The organism is Desulfitobacterium nosdiversum, from assembly GCF_049860565.1.
Lineage (GTDB): Bacteria > Bacillota > Desulfitobacteriia > Desulfitobacteriales > Desulfitobacteriaceae > Desulfitobacterium_A > Desulfitobacterium_A nosdiversum.
Genome location: NZ_CP172056.1, coordinates 743,989 through 759,873, shown reverse-complemented (window position 1 = coordinate 759,873; position 15,885 = coordinate 743,989). Strand labels below are relative to the sequence as shown.

The 15,885-nt window shown below is 41.7% G+C and carries 13 protein-coding genes, 5 tRNA genes and 1 other RNA gene; all 19 read left to right on the top strand.

Annotated features, from left to right (window positions below):
• Window positions 1-42 precede the first annotated feature (42 nt).
• On the top strand, window positions 43-927 hold the full coding sequence (gene pdxS, locus ACHOLT_RS03705) for a pyridoxal 5'-phosphate synthase lyase subunit PdxS (protein WP_425805849.1): 885 nt from the start codon (window positions 43-45) through the stop codon (window positions 925-927).
• Window positions 928-931: 4 nt separating this feature from the next.
• The gene (pdxT, locus tag ACHOLT_RS03700; protein WP_425805848.1) at window positions 932-1,519 is read left to right on the top strand and encodes a pyridoxal 5'-phosphate synthase glutaminase subunit PdxT; all 588 of its coding nucleotides are present in this window, start codon (window positions 932-934) and stop codon (window positions 1,517-1,519) included.
• A 23-nt stretch (window positions 1,520-1,542) separates the two neighbouring features.
• A complete protein-coding gene (gene serS / locus ACHOLT_RS03695; RefSeq protein WP_425805847.1) occupies window positions 1,543-2,808 on the top strand; it encodes a serine--tRNA ligase in 1,266 nt (421 codons plus the stop codon).
• A 122-nt stretch (window positions 2,809-2,930) separates the two neighbouring features.
• A tRNA-Ser gene (locus ACHOLT_RS03690) sits at window positions 2,931-3,019 on the top strand.
• A gap of 12 nt (window positions 3,020-3,031) precedes the next feature.
• A tRNA-Arg gene (locus ACHOLT_RS03685) sits at window positions 3,032-3,108 on the top strand.
• 28 nt (window positions 3,109-3,136) lie between these two features.
• Window positions 3,137-3,215 (top strand) — tRNA-Arg (locus tag ACHOLT_RS03680).
• A 14-nt stretch (window positions 3,216-3,229) separates the two neighbouring features.
• Window positions 3,230-3,679, top strand: a complete 450-nt coding sequence (tadA, locus tag ACHOLT_RS03675; RefSeq protein WP_425805845.1) for a tRNA adenosine(34) deaminase TadA — start codon at window positions 3,230-3,232, stop codon at window positions 3,677-3,679.
• A gap of 41 nt (window positions 3,680-3,720) precedes the next feature.
• A tRNA-Ser gene (locus ACHOLT_RS03670) sits at window positions 3,721-3,811 on the top strand.
• Window positions 3,812-4,149: 338 nt separating this feature from the next.
• Window positions 4,150-4,320 (top strand): aspartyl-phosphate phosphatase Spo0E family protein, encoded by a 171-nt coding sequence (locus ACHOLT_RS03665; RefSeq protein ID WP_425805844.1) that lies wholly within the window; start codon window positions 4,150-4,152, stop codon window positions 4,318-4,320.
• A gap of 115 nt (window positions 4,321-4,435) precedes the next feature.
• Window positions 4,436-4,528 (top strand) — tRNA-Ser (locus ACHOLT_RS03660).
• A 74-nt stretch (window positions 4,529-4,602) separates the two neighbouring features.
• An RNA gene (gene ffs / locus ACHOLT_RS03655) (signal recognition particle sRNA large type) lies at window positions 4,603-4,866 on the top strand.
• A 108-nt stretch (window positions 4,867-4,974) separates the two neighbouring features.
• A complete protein-coding gene (gene dnaX / locus ACHOLT_RS03650; protein ID WP_425805843.1) occupies window positions 4,975-6,663 on the top strand; it encodes a DNA polymerase III subunit gamma/tau in 1,689 nt (562 codons plus the stop codon).
• 74 nt (window positions 6,664-6,737) lie between these two features.
• Window positions 6,738-7,085 (top strand): YbaB/EbfC family nucleoid-associated protein, encoded by a 348-nt coding sequence (locus tag ACHOLT_RS03645; RefSeq protein WP_425805842.1) that lies wholly within the window; start codon window positions 6,738-6,740, stop codon window positions 7,083-7,085.
• 29 nt (window positions 7,086-7,114) lie between these two features.
• The gene (gene recR / locus ACHOLT_RS03640) at window positions 7,115-7,711 is read left to right on the top strand and encodes a recombination mediator RecR (RefSeq protein ID WP_425805841.1); all 597 of its coding nucleotides are present in this window, start codon (window positions 7,115-7,117) and stop codon (window positions 7,709-7,711) included.
• Window positions 7,712-7,798: 87 nt separating this feature from the next.
• On the top strand, window positions 7,799-8,053 hold the full coding sequence (locus ACHOLT_RS03635) for a pro-sigmaK processing inhibitor BofA family protein (RefSeq protein WP_425805840.1): 255 nt from the start codon (window positions 7,799-7,801) through the stop codon (window positions 8,051-8,053).
• Window positions 8,054-8,349: 296 nt separating this feature from the next.
• Complete coding sequence (gene nifJ, locus ACHOLT_RS03630; RefSeq protein WP_425805839.1) at window positions 8,350-11,877, top strand: pyruvate:ferredoxin (flavodoxin) oxidoreductase; 3,528 nt, start codon at window positions 8,350-8,352, stop codon at window positions 11,875-11,877.
• A gap of 68 nt (window positions 11,878-11,945) precedes the next feature.
• Entirely contained in the window at window positions 11,946-13,568 is a 1,623-nt protein-coding gene (locus ACHOLT_RS03625) for a spore germination protein (protein WP_425805838.1), read from the top strand.
• Complete coding sequence (locus tag ACHOLT_RS03620) at window positions 13,569-14,678, top strand: GerAB/ArcD/ProY family transporter (protein WP_425805837.1); 1,110 nt, start codon at window positions 13,569-13,571, stop codon at window positions 14,676-14,678.
• On the top strand, window positions 14,636-15,862 hold the full coding sequence (locus ACHOLT_RS03615; protein ID WP_425805835.1) for a Ger(x)C family spore germination protein: 1,227 nt from the start codon (window positions 14,636-14,638) through the stop codon (window positions 15,860-15,862). The genes ACHOLT_RS03620 and ACHOLT_RS03615 overlap by 43 nt, the downstream gene beginning before the upstream one ends.
• The last annotated feature ends 23 nt before the right edge of the window (window positions 15,863-15,885 follow it).

Genomic DNA, 15,885 nt, shown 5'->3' with positions numbered 1-15,885 from the left:
TTCAAACAAATAATGACTGTATTAGGTTAGAGGAGGATTTTTATGACAGAGGTCGCTTCATGGAAGGTTAAAACAGGTTTAGCAGAAATGCTTAAAGGTGGAGTTATTATGGATGTAACAACACCTGAACAAGCAAAAATAGCGGAAGAAGCAGGAGCTTGTGCAGTTATGGCTCTTGAAAGAGTCCCTTCAGATATCCGTGCCGCAGGCGGAGTTGCCAGAATGGCTGATCCGACTATTGTTCAACGAATTATGGATACCGTTACCATTCCAGTCATGGCTAAGGCTCGGATTGGTCATTTTGTTGAAGCTCAAATTCTAGAGTCTCTAGGTGCTGATTACATCGATGAGAGTGAAGTATTAACACCGGCAGATGATATGTATCATATCAATAAACATGATTTTAAAGTTCCTTTTGTTTGCGGAGCCAGAAATTTAGGAGAAGCACTTCGTCGTATTGGTGAAGGAGCCGCTATGATCCGGACAAAAGGAGAACCCGGAACCGGTAATGTTGTTGAAGCAGTTCGTCATATGCGTACAGTCATGAGTGAAATTCGGACCTTAACAACGATGCCTAAAGAAGAATTAATGACAGCGGCTAAAAATATGGGCGCTCCCTATGATCTTGTTCTTTATGTTGCTGAGAATGGAAAACTTCCAGTCGTTAATTTTGCTGCCGGTGGAATTGCAACACCTGCTGATGCCGCATTGATGATGCAGCTGGGTGTTGATGGTATTTTCGTAGGCTCAGGTATTTTTAAATCAGGTGATCCTGTAAAACGAGCTCGGGCTATCGTCTTAGCTACAACCAATTATAATGATCCCAAGATGTTGGCAGAAATCTCAAAAGACCTCGGAGAGGCAATGTCTGGCATTGAAATATCAACGTTAAAAGACAGTGAGCGTATGCAGGATCGGGGCTGGTAAGTCAATGACAAGAAAAATTGGCATCTTAGCTTTGCAAGGTGCTTTTCGTGAGCATAGTCAGGCATTAGAGAGTTTGGGCTGTGAAGTCGCAGAAGTACGCAAGCCCGGTGATCTGGATGGAATTAATGGGCTTATTATCCCAGGCGGAGAAAGTACTACGATGGGTAAACTCCTGCAGGTTGATGATCTGGGAGAAAAGATCAAAAGATTGGCGAAAAATAACTTGCCTATATTTGGTACCTGCGCTGGGATGATTGTTTTAAGCAAGAATATCGAAGGCAGTGACCAATATCGTCTCGGTTTAATGGATGTTACAGTCCAGCGAAACGCTTTTGGACGTCAAATTGCAAGCTTTGAAACTGATTTAGAAATACCCGCACTGGGCCAGGGTCCTGTCAGAGCGGTTTTTATTAGAGCACCCTATATTAAAAATGTTGCTCCTAATGTTGGAATATTAGCTGAATATGAGAAAAAAATTGTATTTGCTCGGCAAGGAAATATGATAGCAAGCGCTTTTCACCCCGAGTTAACTAAGGACCGGAGAGTTCATCAATATTTTCTCTCAATTGTTGATGAACAACTAGCCAAGTAAAGGCTGGATAGGGAGGGTTTTAATTGCTAGATCTTAAGTTCGTGCGAAATAATCCGGAAATTGTGAAAGAGGCTTTGAAAAAAAGATATTCATCCTTAAACTTGGAAGAATTTCTTAATCATGAGGAAAATCGCCGGAAATTGCTCTATGAAGTAGAAATCCTTAAAGCTCAGCGTAATACTGTCTCTGAAGAAGTGGGTCGGCGTAAAAAGAATGGGGAAGATGCAGAAGCATTAATTCTTGAAATGCGTGAAGTTGGGCAAAAAATAAAAGGGTATGAAGAACAGCTTGCAGACATCGAGCAAAAGATGCAGGCAGTTATGTATGAAATTCCGAACATACCGCATGAATCTGTTCCCGTGGGTAAAGATGAAGAAGCCAATGTACAAGTGCGTTCCTGGGGAAATCCCCGTGTTTTTGATTTTAAACCCTTACCTCACTATGAAATTGGGGAAAATCTCGATATTTTAGATTTTGCCCGCGCAGCGAAGGTTACCGGAGCACGCTTTACGTTCTATAAAGGATTGGGTGCAAAGCTAGAGAGAGCTTTAATCAGTTTCATGCTTGATCGTCATACGGCAAAAGGGTATACAGAGATACTTCCACCCTATATGGTTCATCGTACCTCTATGTTTGGCACAGGGCAGCTGCCTAAGTTTGAAGAAGATGCTTTTAAAATTGCCGGAACGGAATATTTTTTAATTCCTACGGCAGAAGTACCTGTAACAAACTTATATCGTGATGAAATTCTTGATGGTGAAAAGTTGCCGATTTATTATTGTGCGTATAGTGCATGTTTTCGTTCAGAGGCTGGCTCAGCTGGACGGGATACTCGCGGTTTGATTCGCCAGCATCAATTTAATAAAGTAGAACTCGTAAAATTTTCTCTTCCAGAAAATTCCTATGAAGAATTAGAAAAGTTAACACGTGATGCAGAAGCTATACTTCAGGAATTAGAGCTACCGTATCGAGTGATGGCTTTATCGACTGGAGACTTAGGATTTAGTTCTGCAAAAACTTATGATCTCGAAGTTTGGCTTCCAAGTTTTAATACCTATCGTGAAATTTCCTCTTGCAGCAACTTTGAAGACTTCCAGGCTCGGCGTGCAAATATTCGTTTCCGCCGTGGACCGAAAGAGAAACCGGAGTATCTCCATACTTTAAATGGAAGCGGTTTAGCCATCGGCAGAACTGTTTCAGCAATTATAGAAAACTATCAGGAAAAAGATGGACGAATTCGCGTACCTAAGGCTTTACAGCCTTATATGGGTGTGGAGTTTATTGGTTAAAATTGCTTTTTAATGCAGTAAAATATAATTTTTAATTATATTTTACTGCAAGCCATTAATTGTATGATATTTTTCGTTTACAGTTTTAATTTTTTATGATATACTGTCAACCGTATCAGTTCGGAGGGGTGTCCGAGTGGTTTAAGGAGCCGGTCTTGAAAACCGGTGACTCCGCAAGGGGCCGTGGGTTCGAATCCCACCCCCTCCGCCATATTTCATTAATGCGCTCGTGGCTCAGCTGGATAGAGCGTCTGACTACGAATCAGAAGGTCGGGGGTTCGAATCCCTCCGAGCGCACCATTAATTAATGATAAAAACAAAAGCATCTGGCCTCGTAGCTCAGGTGGATAGAGCGGGGGTTTCCTAAACCCTGTCTTGCGGGGGTTCGAGTCCTCCCGGGGCCACCATTAGTCGAGGTATTATGGGTCATCAAGATTGGATGCGCTTAGCCTTGGAACAGGCTAAGCTTGCCTATGATTCAGGAGAAGTTCCTATTGGCGCAGTTGTTGTTTATAATAATCAAATTCTTGCTCTAGCTCATAACGAGAAAGAGCAAAGGCAAGATCCGACAGCTCATGCAGAAATTCTGGCTATTCAACGGGCAACTGAGAAATTAGGAGCTTGGCGTTTGTCTGATGCCGCACTTTATGTAACATTAGAACCATGCCCAATGTGTGCAGGTGCTTTAGTACAAGCTCGACTGAAGACACTTGTTTATGGAGCAACAGATCTAAAAGGTGGAGCTGCAGGTTCCGTAATGAATGTTTTAGATATCAATCGATGGAATCATCGAATTGAGGTTATTGTTGGGGTTATGGAGGAAGAATGTTCTGCCATTTTAAAAGATTTTTTCAGTAAACGGCGACGTTAATTTTTAAAATGATTATTTTTTATCCTAATACTATTTTATATGGAGGAGTATCGAAGTGGTCATAACGAGCCCGACTCGAAATCGGGTTGGCGTGTAAGCGTCACGTGGGTTCGAATCCCACCTCCTCCGCCACTACATAGGAATCAAAGGTCTTGCGGCTACGCAAAACCTTTTTATTTTCATAAAGTTGTGATCTTTTTACATAGAAATAAAGGCTTCAGCATTGCTGAGGTCTTTTTAAATATAAGGGTTTTATAGATGCCTCTTTATGGAGAATATTAAAGTTATAGTATTCTTAATCGAGTATAAAGTCGATTATTGAGCTGCCCCAATGACAAAGTAAGTCTATCTTTTTATAAATAATTTCTATAATCCGACAGATGATTCCCTAATTCTGGATTAAATTTCGTTGTAATTTTCCTTATATATCATTAAAATTAACATATAGAATAGTTTGGAGGGGAATTACAATGGAAAAAAAATTATTGAAAAGAATTGAGGCGTTGCGAAAAAAACTGAATAAATTGGGTTTAACTCATAATCTTGTTGATGATGAAGTTGTTGCAGTTAGTCAACAGCTGGATCAATTGTTAAATGAGTATCAAAGAATTACATATTATCGTCAATTGAGCTTTTGGTAAACAATTTCGGGAAGATGAATATCTTTGACGAAATTGAGTTGACAGGCTTAGATGGATAGATTATAATAGCAAACGTCACTTGAAATTTCATAAAAATTTTTTCAATGGCGAACACGGAGAGATGGCTGAGTTGGTCGAAGGCGCTCGCCTGGAAAGCGAGTACATGGGGTCACCTGTGTCGAGGGTTCGAATCCCTCTCTCTCCGCCATAAAGTGAATTGGGGCCAAGTTTGATTGCTATTGTATTCGACTTTGGCTTTTTGTTTTGTTATAATAATTTTGGTCGTGCTAGACGGGGTGGTGGCGGAACCTTGTAACCCGCAATCCGCTGCAGCGGGGTGTAATTCCTGCGCGAGGGCAGCATTTGTAGAGCGGCTAGGTCTATTTGCGATGAAGTTTGGGTCTTACGCAACAAAACCCTTCGAACCGTGTCAGATCCTGACGGAAGCAGCACTAAGAAGCACGTTTTGTGTGCCGTAAGGTCGCCTGGACTGAGCAAAAAAGCTTGGATTCGTCTGGAAGTGTTTGTTCGGACAAAGGTGCACGGCCTTTAAATTTTAAGGTGGTCTTAGAACCATCTTTTTTAGTATATACAGATAAAAAAATATACTGGTAAAATAGTGAGTGCAGATTTTAAATTTTTGAAGGTGGGACAATGGCCTATTTAGCGCTTTACCGTGAATGGCGTCCGAAAAACTTTAGGGAAATGGTGGGTCAGGAACATATAACGAAAACCCTGACCAATGCTGTAAAACATGAAAAAATTGCACATGCTTATTTGTTTAGCGGGCCTCGGGGAACAGGAAAAACAACAACTGCTAAAATTCTAGCGAAAGCCTTAAATTGCGAAAATAGAGATGGAGTTGAACCCTGTAATCAATGTTCTTCTTGTTTAAGCATTGATCAGGGGAATGCCATGGAGGTCTTTGAAATTGATGCGGCCTCCAATCGTGGAATTGATGAAATCCGCGATCTTCGCGAAAAGGTGCGCCTCAGCGCAGGGCAAGAAAAGTTTAAGGTCTATATTATTGACGAAGTCCATATGTTGACAACGGAGGCTTTTAATGCACTTCTTAAAACGTTGGAAGAACCGCCTGAAAAGGTTGTTTTCATTTTAGCGACAACAGAAGTTCAAAAAATACCTTTAACAATCTTATCTCGTGTTCAACGTTTTGAATTTCACCGAATATCCTTAGAACAAATAGAGTCGCGTCTGCAGGAGGTTTGTCAAGCAATTGAACGGACAGTATCTCCTGAAGCATTAATGATTATTGCCCAAAAATCCGAAGGCGGCTTGCGGGATGCTCTAAGTATTCTTGATCAGTGCTTGCTGCTGGATGGGAATATTGGAGCTGAAGAGGTTTATCAAGTTCTTGGAATGGTGGGAGAAGAGTATAGTGCCAGGCTTTTGGATTTGCTTCTAAAACACGACTATGCGCTGTCATTGGAATTATTAGCTGAGGGAATTAATCAGGGACGTGATCCAAGACAAATACTGAAAGAACTTTTAGAGTATTTAAGACAAGCGTTGCTTTATGCTTCAACACATCAAGTTCCCTATGTTGCTCCACAGGTCAAAGAAAAACTTGTTGCTCAAAGTGATAAGGCCGGCTTGAAATTACTCCTGCAATGGATAAATATTCTCTTGCAAGGAGAAAGTCAGCTTAAATATGCGACTAATGCCCGCCTGGCGGCTGAAATGCTGCTTGTCCAAATGATCTATGATACTCAAGGGGCAATTCCTTCAGGTTCTGGAGAGTTAGAACAACGGTTAATCCGGCTTGAGCAAGAAGTTCATCAACTTACCTTAAGACAGCCTATTCAGTCTCAAAACGTTAATCATAAACCGCAAGACGGGGGAGTAAAAAATTCTGCGTCTAAAGAACGGCCGGAAGTAAATCATAATTCTCCTGAAAAAAATACAGGCAGTATAAAAGCGGAGCCTCTTAAAACTCCATCAGCAAATAGAGGGGGAGAAGGGGTCACTCTCAATTTAATTCAGGATAAATGGCCGGAAGTTTTAGATCAGGTTCGTAAATATAAGAAGTCAACGCATGCTTTTCTAATGGAAGGTAAGCCCCAGGATTTAAAGGATCAAGATCTTTATATTATTTTTAAAGAAGGTTTTTCTTTTCATCGGGATAAAGTAGATCAATCTGAAAATCGGGAAACCATTGAAAAGGTGCTAAGTGAAATGTTTAAAGCTCGTTTAACATTACGGAATATAATGGAGAACGAATGGGAAAAGCTTAAACCGGGGATGACTCAAGAGACGGATAACTCTATTGTTAAAAAAGCTGAAGATATCTTTGGCGCGGATATGGTCATTGTCAAGCAGGATTAGACAAGTATAAATTTTTTAAGTACAATCATCTTACCGAATTAAATTGGTTAAATAAAAATAGGAGCGTGAATGATATGGGTTATAAAGGCGGCATGGGAAATATGGGCGGCATGGGAAATATGAGTAATATGTTAAAACAAGCCCAAAAGCTGCAGGAAGAAATGGCAAAAACCCAAGAGGAGTTGAAATCTAAAACTGTAGAAGCCTCTGTGGGGGGAGGTGCAGTTCAGGTTGTCGTCAGCGGGAAAATGGAACTTGTTGAATTAAAAATTAAACCTGAGGCAGTTGATCCGGAGGATGTAGAAATGTTGGAAGATATGATCAAAGCTGCCGTTAATGAAGGTTTCCGTAAAGTAGAAGAGATGACTTCTTCCGAGATGGGTAAATTAACCGGTGGGTTAAAGATTCCTGGATTGTTCTAACAATCCATTATTAGAAGTGAGTAAGAATCATGGACTTTTTAAATTATCCGCAGCCCTTGGCTGATCTTATAGCAGGTCTTTCAAGACTTCCGGGAATTGGACCTAAGACAGCAGGACGATTAGCCTTCTATCTTCTTCAACAGCCACAGATAGCTGAATCATTAGCAGATGCAATCCAAAACGCTTTAACGAATATTCGAGAATGCTCGGTTTGCTGCAATTATACGGATCAAGATCCCTGTTCAATTTGCAGCAGTGACAAAAGAGATTCCTCTCTTCTTTGTATTGTCGAACAGCCGAGGGATGTTGCATCCCTTGAAAAAACACGGGAATTTAAAGGAAGATATCATGTTTTGCATGGTGTCATTTCTCCTTTGGAGGGAATTGGTCCGGAACAGTTAACCGTTCAGCAGCTTTTGAAGCGTCTTGACGGAGTTCAGGAAGTCATTATGGCTATGAATCCGACAGTAGAAGGGGAAGCCACAGCGATGTACTTATCTAAAATTCTGAAGCCGATGGGTATTAAAGTGACGCGAATAGCGCATGGACTTCCTGTAGGCGGAGACTTGGAATACGCAGATGAAGTAACCATTGCCCGTGCGTTAGAAGGCCGCCGCCAACTTTAAGTAAAAATATTGGATAAAGTCACGGTCAGTTCTTCTTTTATCAGTTCAAGCATAAGCTAGGACTAGATGGACAAAGGAGGAAGGACCATGACTTTTTTGTTTTTAGGTCTGCTGATTGTGCTAATGGGATTAGTCGTTCATTCTAGCTTAAAAAAACCAAATCTATTTCTTAAGCTTTTGATACATATTCTTGGCGGAATCGTAGGGCTATGGCTGTTGGACCTTGTGTTAAGTATCTTAGGCTTTGGAATTCCCATCAATTTATTTACGATAGTTATCGTTGGTTTATTAGGTTTTCCCGGTGTATTAGCTCTTGCGGGGTTACAAATACTAGGAGTTTAACCTGTATATTTTTTCACACATTGTTTTCCATCTTGACGAATGAAACAGGCCGAGAGTATACTGGGAATAGCATAAAGGGGACTATTCAGGGACTGACCGGAATAGTGCCCCTAATCTGTTTTTTAAGGTATTTCTTAAAATTCTATCTTTTCTAAAAGAAATAAGTTTTGGATTCAACATGGTAAGGATTTGAACCAAAGTACACAAGATTCAATTTAAAAGGCAAGAAAGATAGAAATAGAATCCATTAAAAAACAGTATAAATTTATTTCATTAGTTTAAGGAGGATGTATCCAATGGCAAAAATGAAGACCATGGATGGTAACGAAGCGGCAGCACATGCATCATATGCATTTACAGAAGTCGCTGCCATCTTCCCCATTACTCCCTCTTCGACAATGGCCGAACATGTGGACGAATGGGCTGCTCATCAAAAGAAAAATATATTCGGTCAAACTGTAAAGGTTGTAGAAATGCAGTCTGAAGCTGGTGCTGCTGGTGCAGTTCATGGTTCTCTCCAATCAGGTGCATTAACAACAACATATACTGCTTCTCAAGGCCTACTCCTTATGATTCCGAATATGTACAAGATCGCAGGTGAATTGCTTCCCGGTGTATTCCACGTTAGTGCCCGTGCCTTAGCAGCTCATGCACTTTCAATTTTTGGTGATCACCAAGATGTCATGGCAGTACGCAGCACTGGTTTTGCTGAACTTTCTTCGCATAGCGTACAAGAAGCTTTAGACTTAGGTTTTATTGCTCATCTAGCAGCGATTAAAGGGCGTGTACCGTTCCTGCATTTTTTTGACGGTTTCCGTACATCTCATGAAATTCAAAAAATTGAAGTTACAGATTATGAAGATGTCGCTAAACTTTTAGACCGTGATACTCTTCAAGCATTCCGCGAGCGTGCTCTCAATCCTGAACATCCTGTACTTCGCGGATCTGCTCAAAATGGAGATATTTATTTCCAAAATCGTGAAGTTGCAAATTCCTTCTATGATGCAATTCCTGATATTGTTGAGCATTATATGCAAGAATATCAAAAAATAACAGGTCGTGAATATCATCCTTTCCAATATTATGGTGCTGAAGACGCTGATCGTGTCATCATTGCTATGGGTTCGGTTTGCGATACCATTGAGGAAACAATCGACTATTTAATGGCTAAAGGGGAAAAGGTTGGCGTAGTTAAAGTTCATCTATTCCGTCCATTCTCTTCGAAATACCTGTTTAAGGTTATGCCTAAGACTGTTAAGAAAATCGCCGTCCTTGACCGCACAAAAGAGCCAGGTTCTGCTGGAGAGCCCCTCTATCTCGATATTAAGGACGCTTTCTATGCCAGTGAGCTGAAACCTGTAATTGTTGGCGGACGTTACGGATTAGGTTCCAAAGACACAACTCCTTCACAAATTCTTGCTGCCTATAAAAACTTAAATGCCGTTGAGCCGAAAAATGGTTTCACTATTGGTATTATTGATGATGTAACGAATAAATCGCTGCCTGAAGATGAAATCATCGATACCGCACCAGAAGGTGTAATTGCCTGTAAGTTCTGGGGCTTAGGTTCAGATGGTACTGTTGGTGCAAACAAACAAGCGATTAAAATTATTGGTGACCATACCGATATGTCAGCCCAAGCTTATTTCCAATATGACAGTAAGAAATCGGGCGGTATTACCATTTCCCATGTACGGTTTGGTAAGAAAAATATTAAATCACCATATTACGTTACCAGCGCAAACTATGTTGCTTGCCATAACCAAGCGTATGTTGGTAAATATGACTTAGTCAGAGGCCTTAAAAAAGGCGGGATTTTTGTTCTTAATACGCAATGGAAACCCGAAGAATTAGATGAAAAAATTCCTGCTTCTTTAAAACAATACATTGCGAAAAATGACATTAACTTCTATATCATTGATGCTGTTTCCATTGGCCGTAAAATTGGACTGGGTTCTCGCATCAACATGATTATGCAGGCTGCCTTCTTTAAATTGGCAAATGTAATTCCGACTGATGTTGCAATCGGTTACTTAAAAGAATCTGTTGTTAAGTCCTATGGCAAAAAAGGTCAAAACATCGTTGACATGAATAATGCAGCAATTGACCACGGCGTATCTTCTCTTGTCAAAGTAGAGGTACCTGCATCTTGGGCTGCCGCAACTGATGCTGCGGCTGAAGCTGCTGCAACAAAAGAAGTACCGGAATTTATCAGCAAAATCATGATTCCTATGAACGCTATGGATGGAGAAAGCCTCCCTGTTAGTGCCTTCATTGGACGTGAAGATGGAACGCTTCCTTTGGGTACTGCAGCTTATGAGAAACGCGGAATTGCTGTTTCCGTTCCAAAATGGAAAATAGATCAATGTATCCAATGCAACCAATGTTCCTATGTTTGTCCGCATGCGGCAATTCGTCCGTTCTTGATGGATGAGGAAGAAGCGGCTAAGGCTCCTGAAACGTTTATTGGCAAAAAAGCCATCGGTAAAGAGGCAGCCGGTCTTCAATTCCGCATTCAAGTCAGTACACTGGATTGCACAGGTTGCGGAAACTGTGTCGATGTCTGCCCGGCTAAAGAAAAAGCGCTTGAAATGGTCCTTGCGCCTGAGGAAGAAATGCAAGCTGCTAACTGGGAATACGCTATGACTCTTTCTGATAAGAGCAAACGTTTTGAGTTGAATTCTGTTAAAAACAGTCAATTTGCCCAACCGCTTCTCGAATTCAATGGCGCTTGCCCGGGATGCGGCGAAACTGCTTATGTTAAGCTCCTCACTCAGCTCTTTGGCGATCGCATGATGATTGCTAACGCAACAGGTTGCAGCTCCATTTGGGGCGGCAGTTCTCCTTCCGTACCTTACACTGTGAATAAAGAAGGCAAAGGTCCGGCTTGGGCGAATTCCTTGTTTGAAGATAATGCCGAGTTTGGTTATGGTTTGTTCTTAGGAGCTCGTCAACAACGTGAAAAATTAGCAGCTCTTGTGAAGGAAGCCTTAGAAACCGAAATCAGCGGTGAGCTTAAAGAAGCTTTCCAAGAATGGCTTCGGGGAATGAATGAGGCTGAAGCTTCTAAGACGGCGGCAGCCAAGGTTCTTGAACTTCTTGACGATTATCAAGGAGACAGTGAACTTATTAAAGAAATCACCCTTAAAAAAGACCATCTTGTTAAAAAGTCCCAATGGATCCTTGGTGGAGACGGTTGGGCTTATGATATCGGTTATGGCGGTTTAGACCATGTTCTTGCTTCCGGTGATGATGTGAATGTTCTCGTTGTAGACACTGAAGTTTATTCCAACACCGGCGGACAGTCTTCTAAGGCGACACCTCGTGCTGCTGTCGCTAAGTTTGCTGCTTCAGGTAAGAAAATCCGTAAGAAAGACCTCGGTATGATGGCTATGAGCTACGGATATGTCTATGTCGCCCAAATTGCCTTGGGTGCGAACATGTCACAAGCCCTTAAAGCCATTAAAGAAGCAGAGGCTTATAACGGACCTTCGCTGATCATTGCTTATGCTCCTTGTATTAACCATGGCCTTAAAGCAGGTATGATGAAGAGTGTCAGTGAAGCTAAGAAAGCTGTTGAAACGGGCTACTGGCATCTGTATCGCTTCAACCCGGATACTGCAGAGCAAGGCAAGAATCCATTTACGATTGATTCCAAAGAGCCTACCGCACCTTTCCGTGACTTCCTCATGGGTGAAGTCCGTTATACCTCTTTGATGAGAACTTTCCCGGAAACAGCAGAAGAACTCTTCGCTGGCGCTGAGAAGTTCGCTCAAGTGCGTTATGACTCATATAAACGTCTTGCAGATCAAAAATGGGACTAAGTTTCAACTGAATCAGTAGAATTTAAAAATGGAGAGCAGGTATTACCTGCTCTCCATTTTTTTGCATAATGGATAGAAATTTAGCCGAAAATAAGCGCAGGAAGGGGGTTGATAATTTGAAGAGCTGGCTGAAAATGATCAAAGACCTGACAATAAGACCCCACGTGCGAAAGGTCCGTAAGTCCCCCGCTCTAAGCATTGATCAAGAGAGAGATCAACCGTTATCAAGTCAAAGAATCCGTGAGGAACTTGAGAAAAGCAGCGATATTATTTTTCGCGAATTTTATTTGCGTGCTGATCAGGAAACAACGTGTCTACTTGCAGTAGTCGATGGGTTAATTGATAAAGCCCTTTTAAACCAATTTATCCTGAAGGTTTTAATGGTTGATATGCCTGTAGACCCTGATTTTAATAAATTTACAGGGAAAAATATTGTTGATAATGTTCTCAATTTTTTAGCACCGGCAAACGAAGTTAAAAAGATAACCAAAATGGGGGAGGCCATTGATAGCATTTTATCTGGAGATGCCGTCCTCTTTTTTGAAGGTTTTCAGGAAGCGCTTCATATTGGAGCAAGGGGTTGGGCTTCGCGGGCAGTTTCTGAACCCCAGGTTGAGTCGTCAATCCGCGGACCGCAAGAGGGTTTTACGGAAACATTAAGAACGAATACCTCTTTGCTCAGAAGGAGGATTAAGCATCCTTCCTTACGCATTGTTTCTTTAAAAATCGGTGAATTATCAAAAACGGATGTGGTTGTTTGCTATGTTGAAAAAGTAGTAAACTCAGATGTTTTATCTGAAGTCCTTCAACGTTTAAGCAAAGTTGAAATAGACGGGGTAGTCGCTGGAGATTATCTCGAAGAAATGATTGAAGATGCACCTTATTCACCATTTCCTACGATTTATCATACAGAACGACCCGATGTTATTGCTGCTAATTTATTAGAGGGTCGGGTTGCAATTATGACGGATGGGACGCCGACGGTTTTAATGGTTCCAATCACATTATCTAAGCTTATGCAAGTCAGTGAGGATTATTATGAACGGGCAATGATTACTTCTCTGGTTCGCATGATACGTTACTTAGGTGCAGTAATTTCAGTTCTTGCACCGAGTCTTTATATTGCAGTGACAACCTTTCATCAGGAGATTCTTCCAACATCCTTGGCAATGAGCATTGCGGCTGGACGGGAGGGAGTACCTTTTACGGCTTTGATTGAAGCTTTGCTTATGACTTTGACTTTGGAAATTCTGCAAGAAGCAGGGCTTCGCCTGCCGAAGCCTGTGGGACAGACCATTGGAATTGTCGGGGCATTGGTCATCGGGGATGCTGCAGTTAAAGCGAGTCTTGTGAGCCCTTTGATGGTTATTGTCATTGGAATTACCGCAGTGGCAAGTTATGCGATTCCCGCTTATGATTTAGGAATTGCGATTCGTCTTATCCGGTATCCTTTGATGTTCTTGGCAGGTTCTATGGGTTTTTATGGACTGGGAATTGGACTTTATGCGGGGCTTATTCATTTGCTCAGTCTTCGTTCCTTTGGGGTCCCCTATTTAAGCCCAATCGCTCCTCTCCGGATTCGGGCATTACTGCAGGACACGTTCGTCAGAGCTCCTTGGTGGGCTATGAAGAAAAAACCGAAGCTTATTGATGTGGAAGACCCAAATTCGGGCTCGGGGGGAACAAAATAGATGGAGAGAATATCTACACATCAGTTTTTGATGTTAGGTACGAGTGTTGCCTTAGGTGCGACTTTTTTCCCCGTAGGGACAGTTATGGCTGGCTCAGCAGGACGTGACGGCTGGATGGCAGTTGTTCCTGCATTTCTTTTTGGGGTTCCCTTCGGAATTATGATCATGACCTTAGCAGAAAGATATCCCCGAAAAAATCTTTTTGAGATTTCCGAAATAATTCTCGGCAAGTGGATAGGAAAGCTCTTTGGAATTCTTATATTCCTTACTGCCGCTTATTTTGGAGGACTGCTTTTTGGACAAAGCTGCGATATGTATACTCGTTCGATTTTACCCTTGACACCACGTTGGGTTTTTATCCTTTCAGGGCTGCCTTTGATCTTAATGATGGTCTATGCTGGAATTGAAGTTCTAGCCCGTTTTTCAGAGATTGTCTTTCCAATTATTGTGGTAGCTTTGGTAGGGACAGCTCTTTTATCCATTCCGCGTTTTGAGCCGGGAGAGCTTTTTCCGTTCCTCGAAAACGGATTTAAACCTTTGCTATACGGGGCTATTCAAGGCATTCCATGGCCCATGGAATTTATTTTAATTCTGGGAGGTCTTATTAAGTTTTTACCCCGAAATCAAAAAGATATTAAACATATGAGGGTTCAAGTTTGGCTTATTTTTTTTATGGCAGGGCTGTTCGATATGATTATTACGCTTGTTGAGATTTGGGTATTTGGTCCGACTGAGACGACAAGATTAACTTATGGATTGCTGACGCTCGGCAAAATGATCGAAATACCTCATACAATTGCCGGAGTAGAATCTGTTTTTACCATCATATGGATGGGGGCACATCTCATCAAGATCTCAGCCTTATATTTCTTGGCTTTTTGGGGAGCTCAGTTCGTCTTTAAAATAAAAAAATGGGTCGCCCATATCCTAGTCATTCCAATTGTAGCGGGTATTGCATGGACTTCGTACCGAGGTGTTGATCTTTTAAATGCAATTACTTTTGCGGATCGTTACTTTATTCTACCGTTAGCAATGGTATGGGTTGTCCTACTATGGGGGGTGAGCACGTGGAAGCAAAGAATAAAAAGAAAATCTGTAAACGGACGCTGATCCTCCTTCTTATCATTTCACTTCTTTTTCTCGAAGGATGCTGGGGAAAAAAGGAGGTGGAGCAGCTGGCTTTCGTAATGGCCATTGGCGTTGATCAAGGTGAAAAACCTGGAGATTTGATTTTGACCTATCAAGTGGCTCAGCCTAAAAAAGGCGGGCAAGGCGGATCAGAGATTACGAATTGGACAGTAAGCATAGAAACGGCTCATGCTCCAGTCAGTGATGAGCAATTATATCAGGTTTTTGACCGGCATCCTTTTCTGGGGACGACCAAAGTATTGATCATCGGCGAAGATTTGGCAAAATCGGGGATTAGTCCGATAATTGATCCGTTTCAAAGATTTTACCAGTTCAGGAGAACAATGTATATGCTTGTAGCTAAGGGAAAGGCCAGGGATATTTTGAATACCAAGCTTCGCAGTGATACGCTGCCTGCTTTAAGCCTTCTTGGAAGGATTGAGAATAAAGGTGTCTCTACATTTCCTGTCACGAGGATTGGGCATTATCTTACTTTGATATCCCGGGAAGGGCAGGTTCCTGTTATTCCGCTTGTCGATCGGCTGCAGCCGGGAGAAGGCGGAATTGAATACCAAGGGAGTAAAGAAGGAGAAGCAGAGGAACTTCGAATTTCAGGAGTCGGGGTAATTGATGGAGGTAAGCTTACCAGCTATCTAACGGATCAGGAAACAAAAGGCTATATGTGGTTAGAAAACCAAATAAGTATTCGTTATATCAGCACAGAGGAAATGAATGGGGTTAGTGTTGCTGTTAAGGTCACAAGTTCTAAAGCAAAATATAGCGTCACTCAGGATGAAAAAGGACTTCATTTTAATTATAAGATCAATGCGAAAGCGACGATCGACGAAATTAAAGGCACCCAGCCGGCAATGCCAATTGAAGATTGGGCAGGGTTTACAAAAGATGTAGAGAAAATGATTGCACAAGCCATAGAAAAGGAATGTTACTCAGTAATTAGCAAAGAAAAAGAGGTTTCAAGCGATTTTCTAGGAATAGGCCGGCATATTGAACAAAATAAGCCGAGTATATGGAAGGAAGTCCGTAGTAATTGGAAAAATACGCTGCAGGAGTTACCCGTTGAAGTCAATGCAGAAGTCACTATATTAAACAGTGGGGTTGAGCGCAATAATCCGAACCAATCAGTTAGCTCTTCCGAAACTAAGTAAGATTGAAGATTATTGTAAGACCT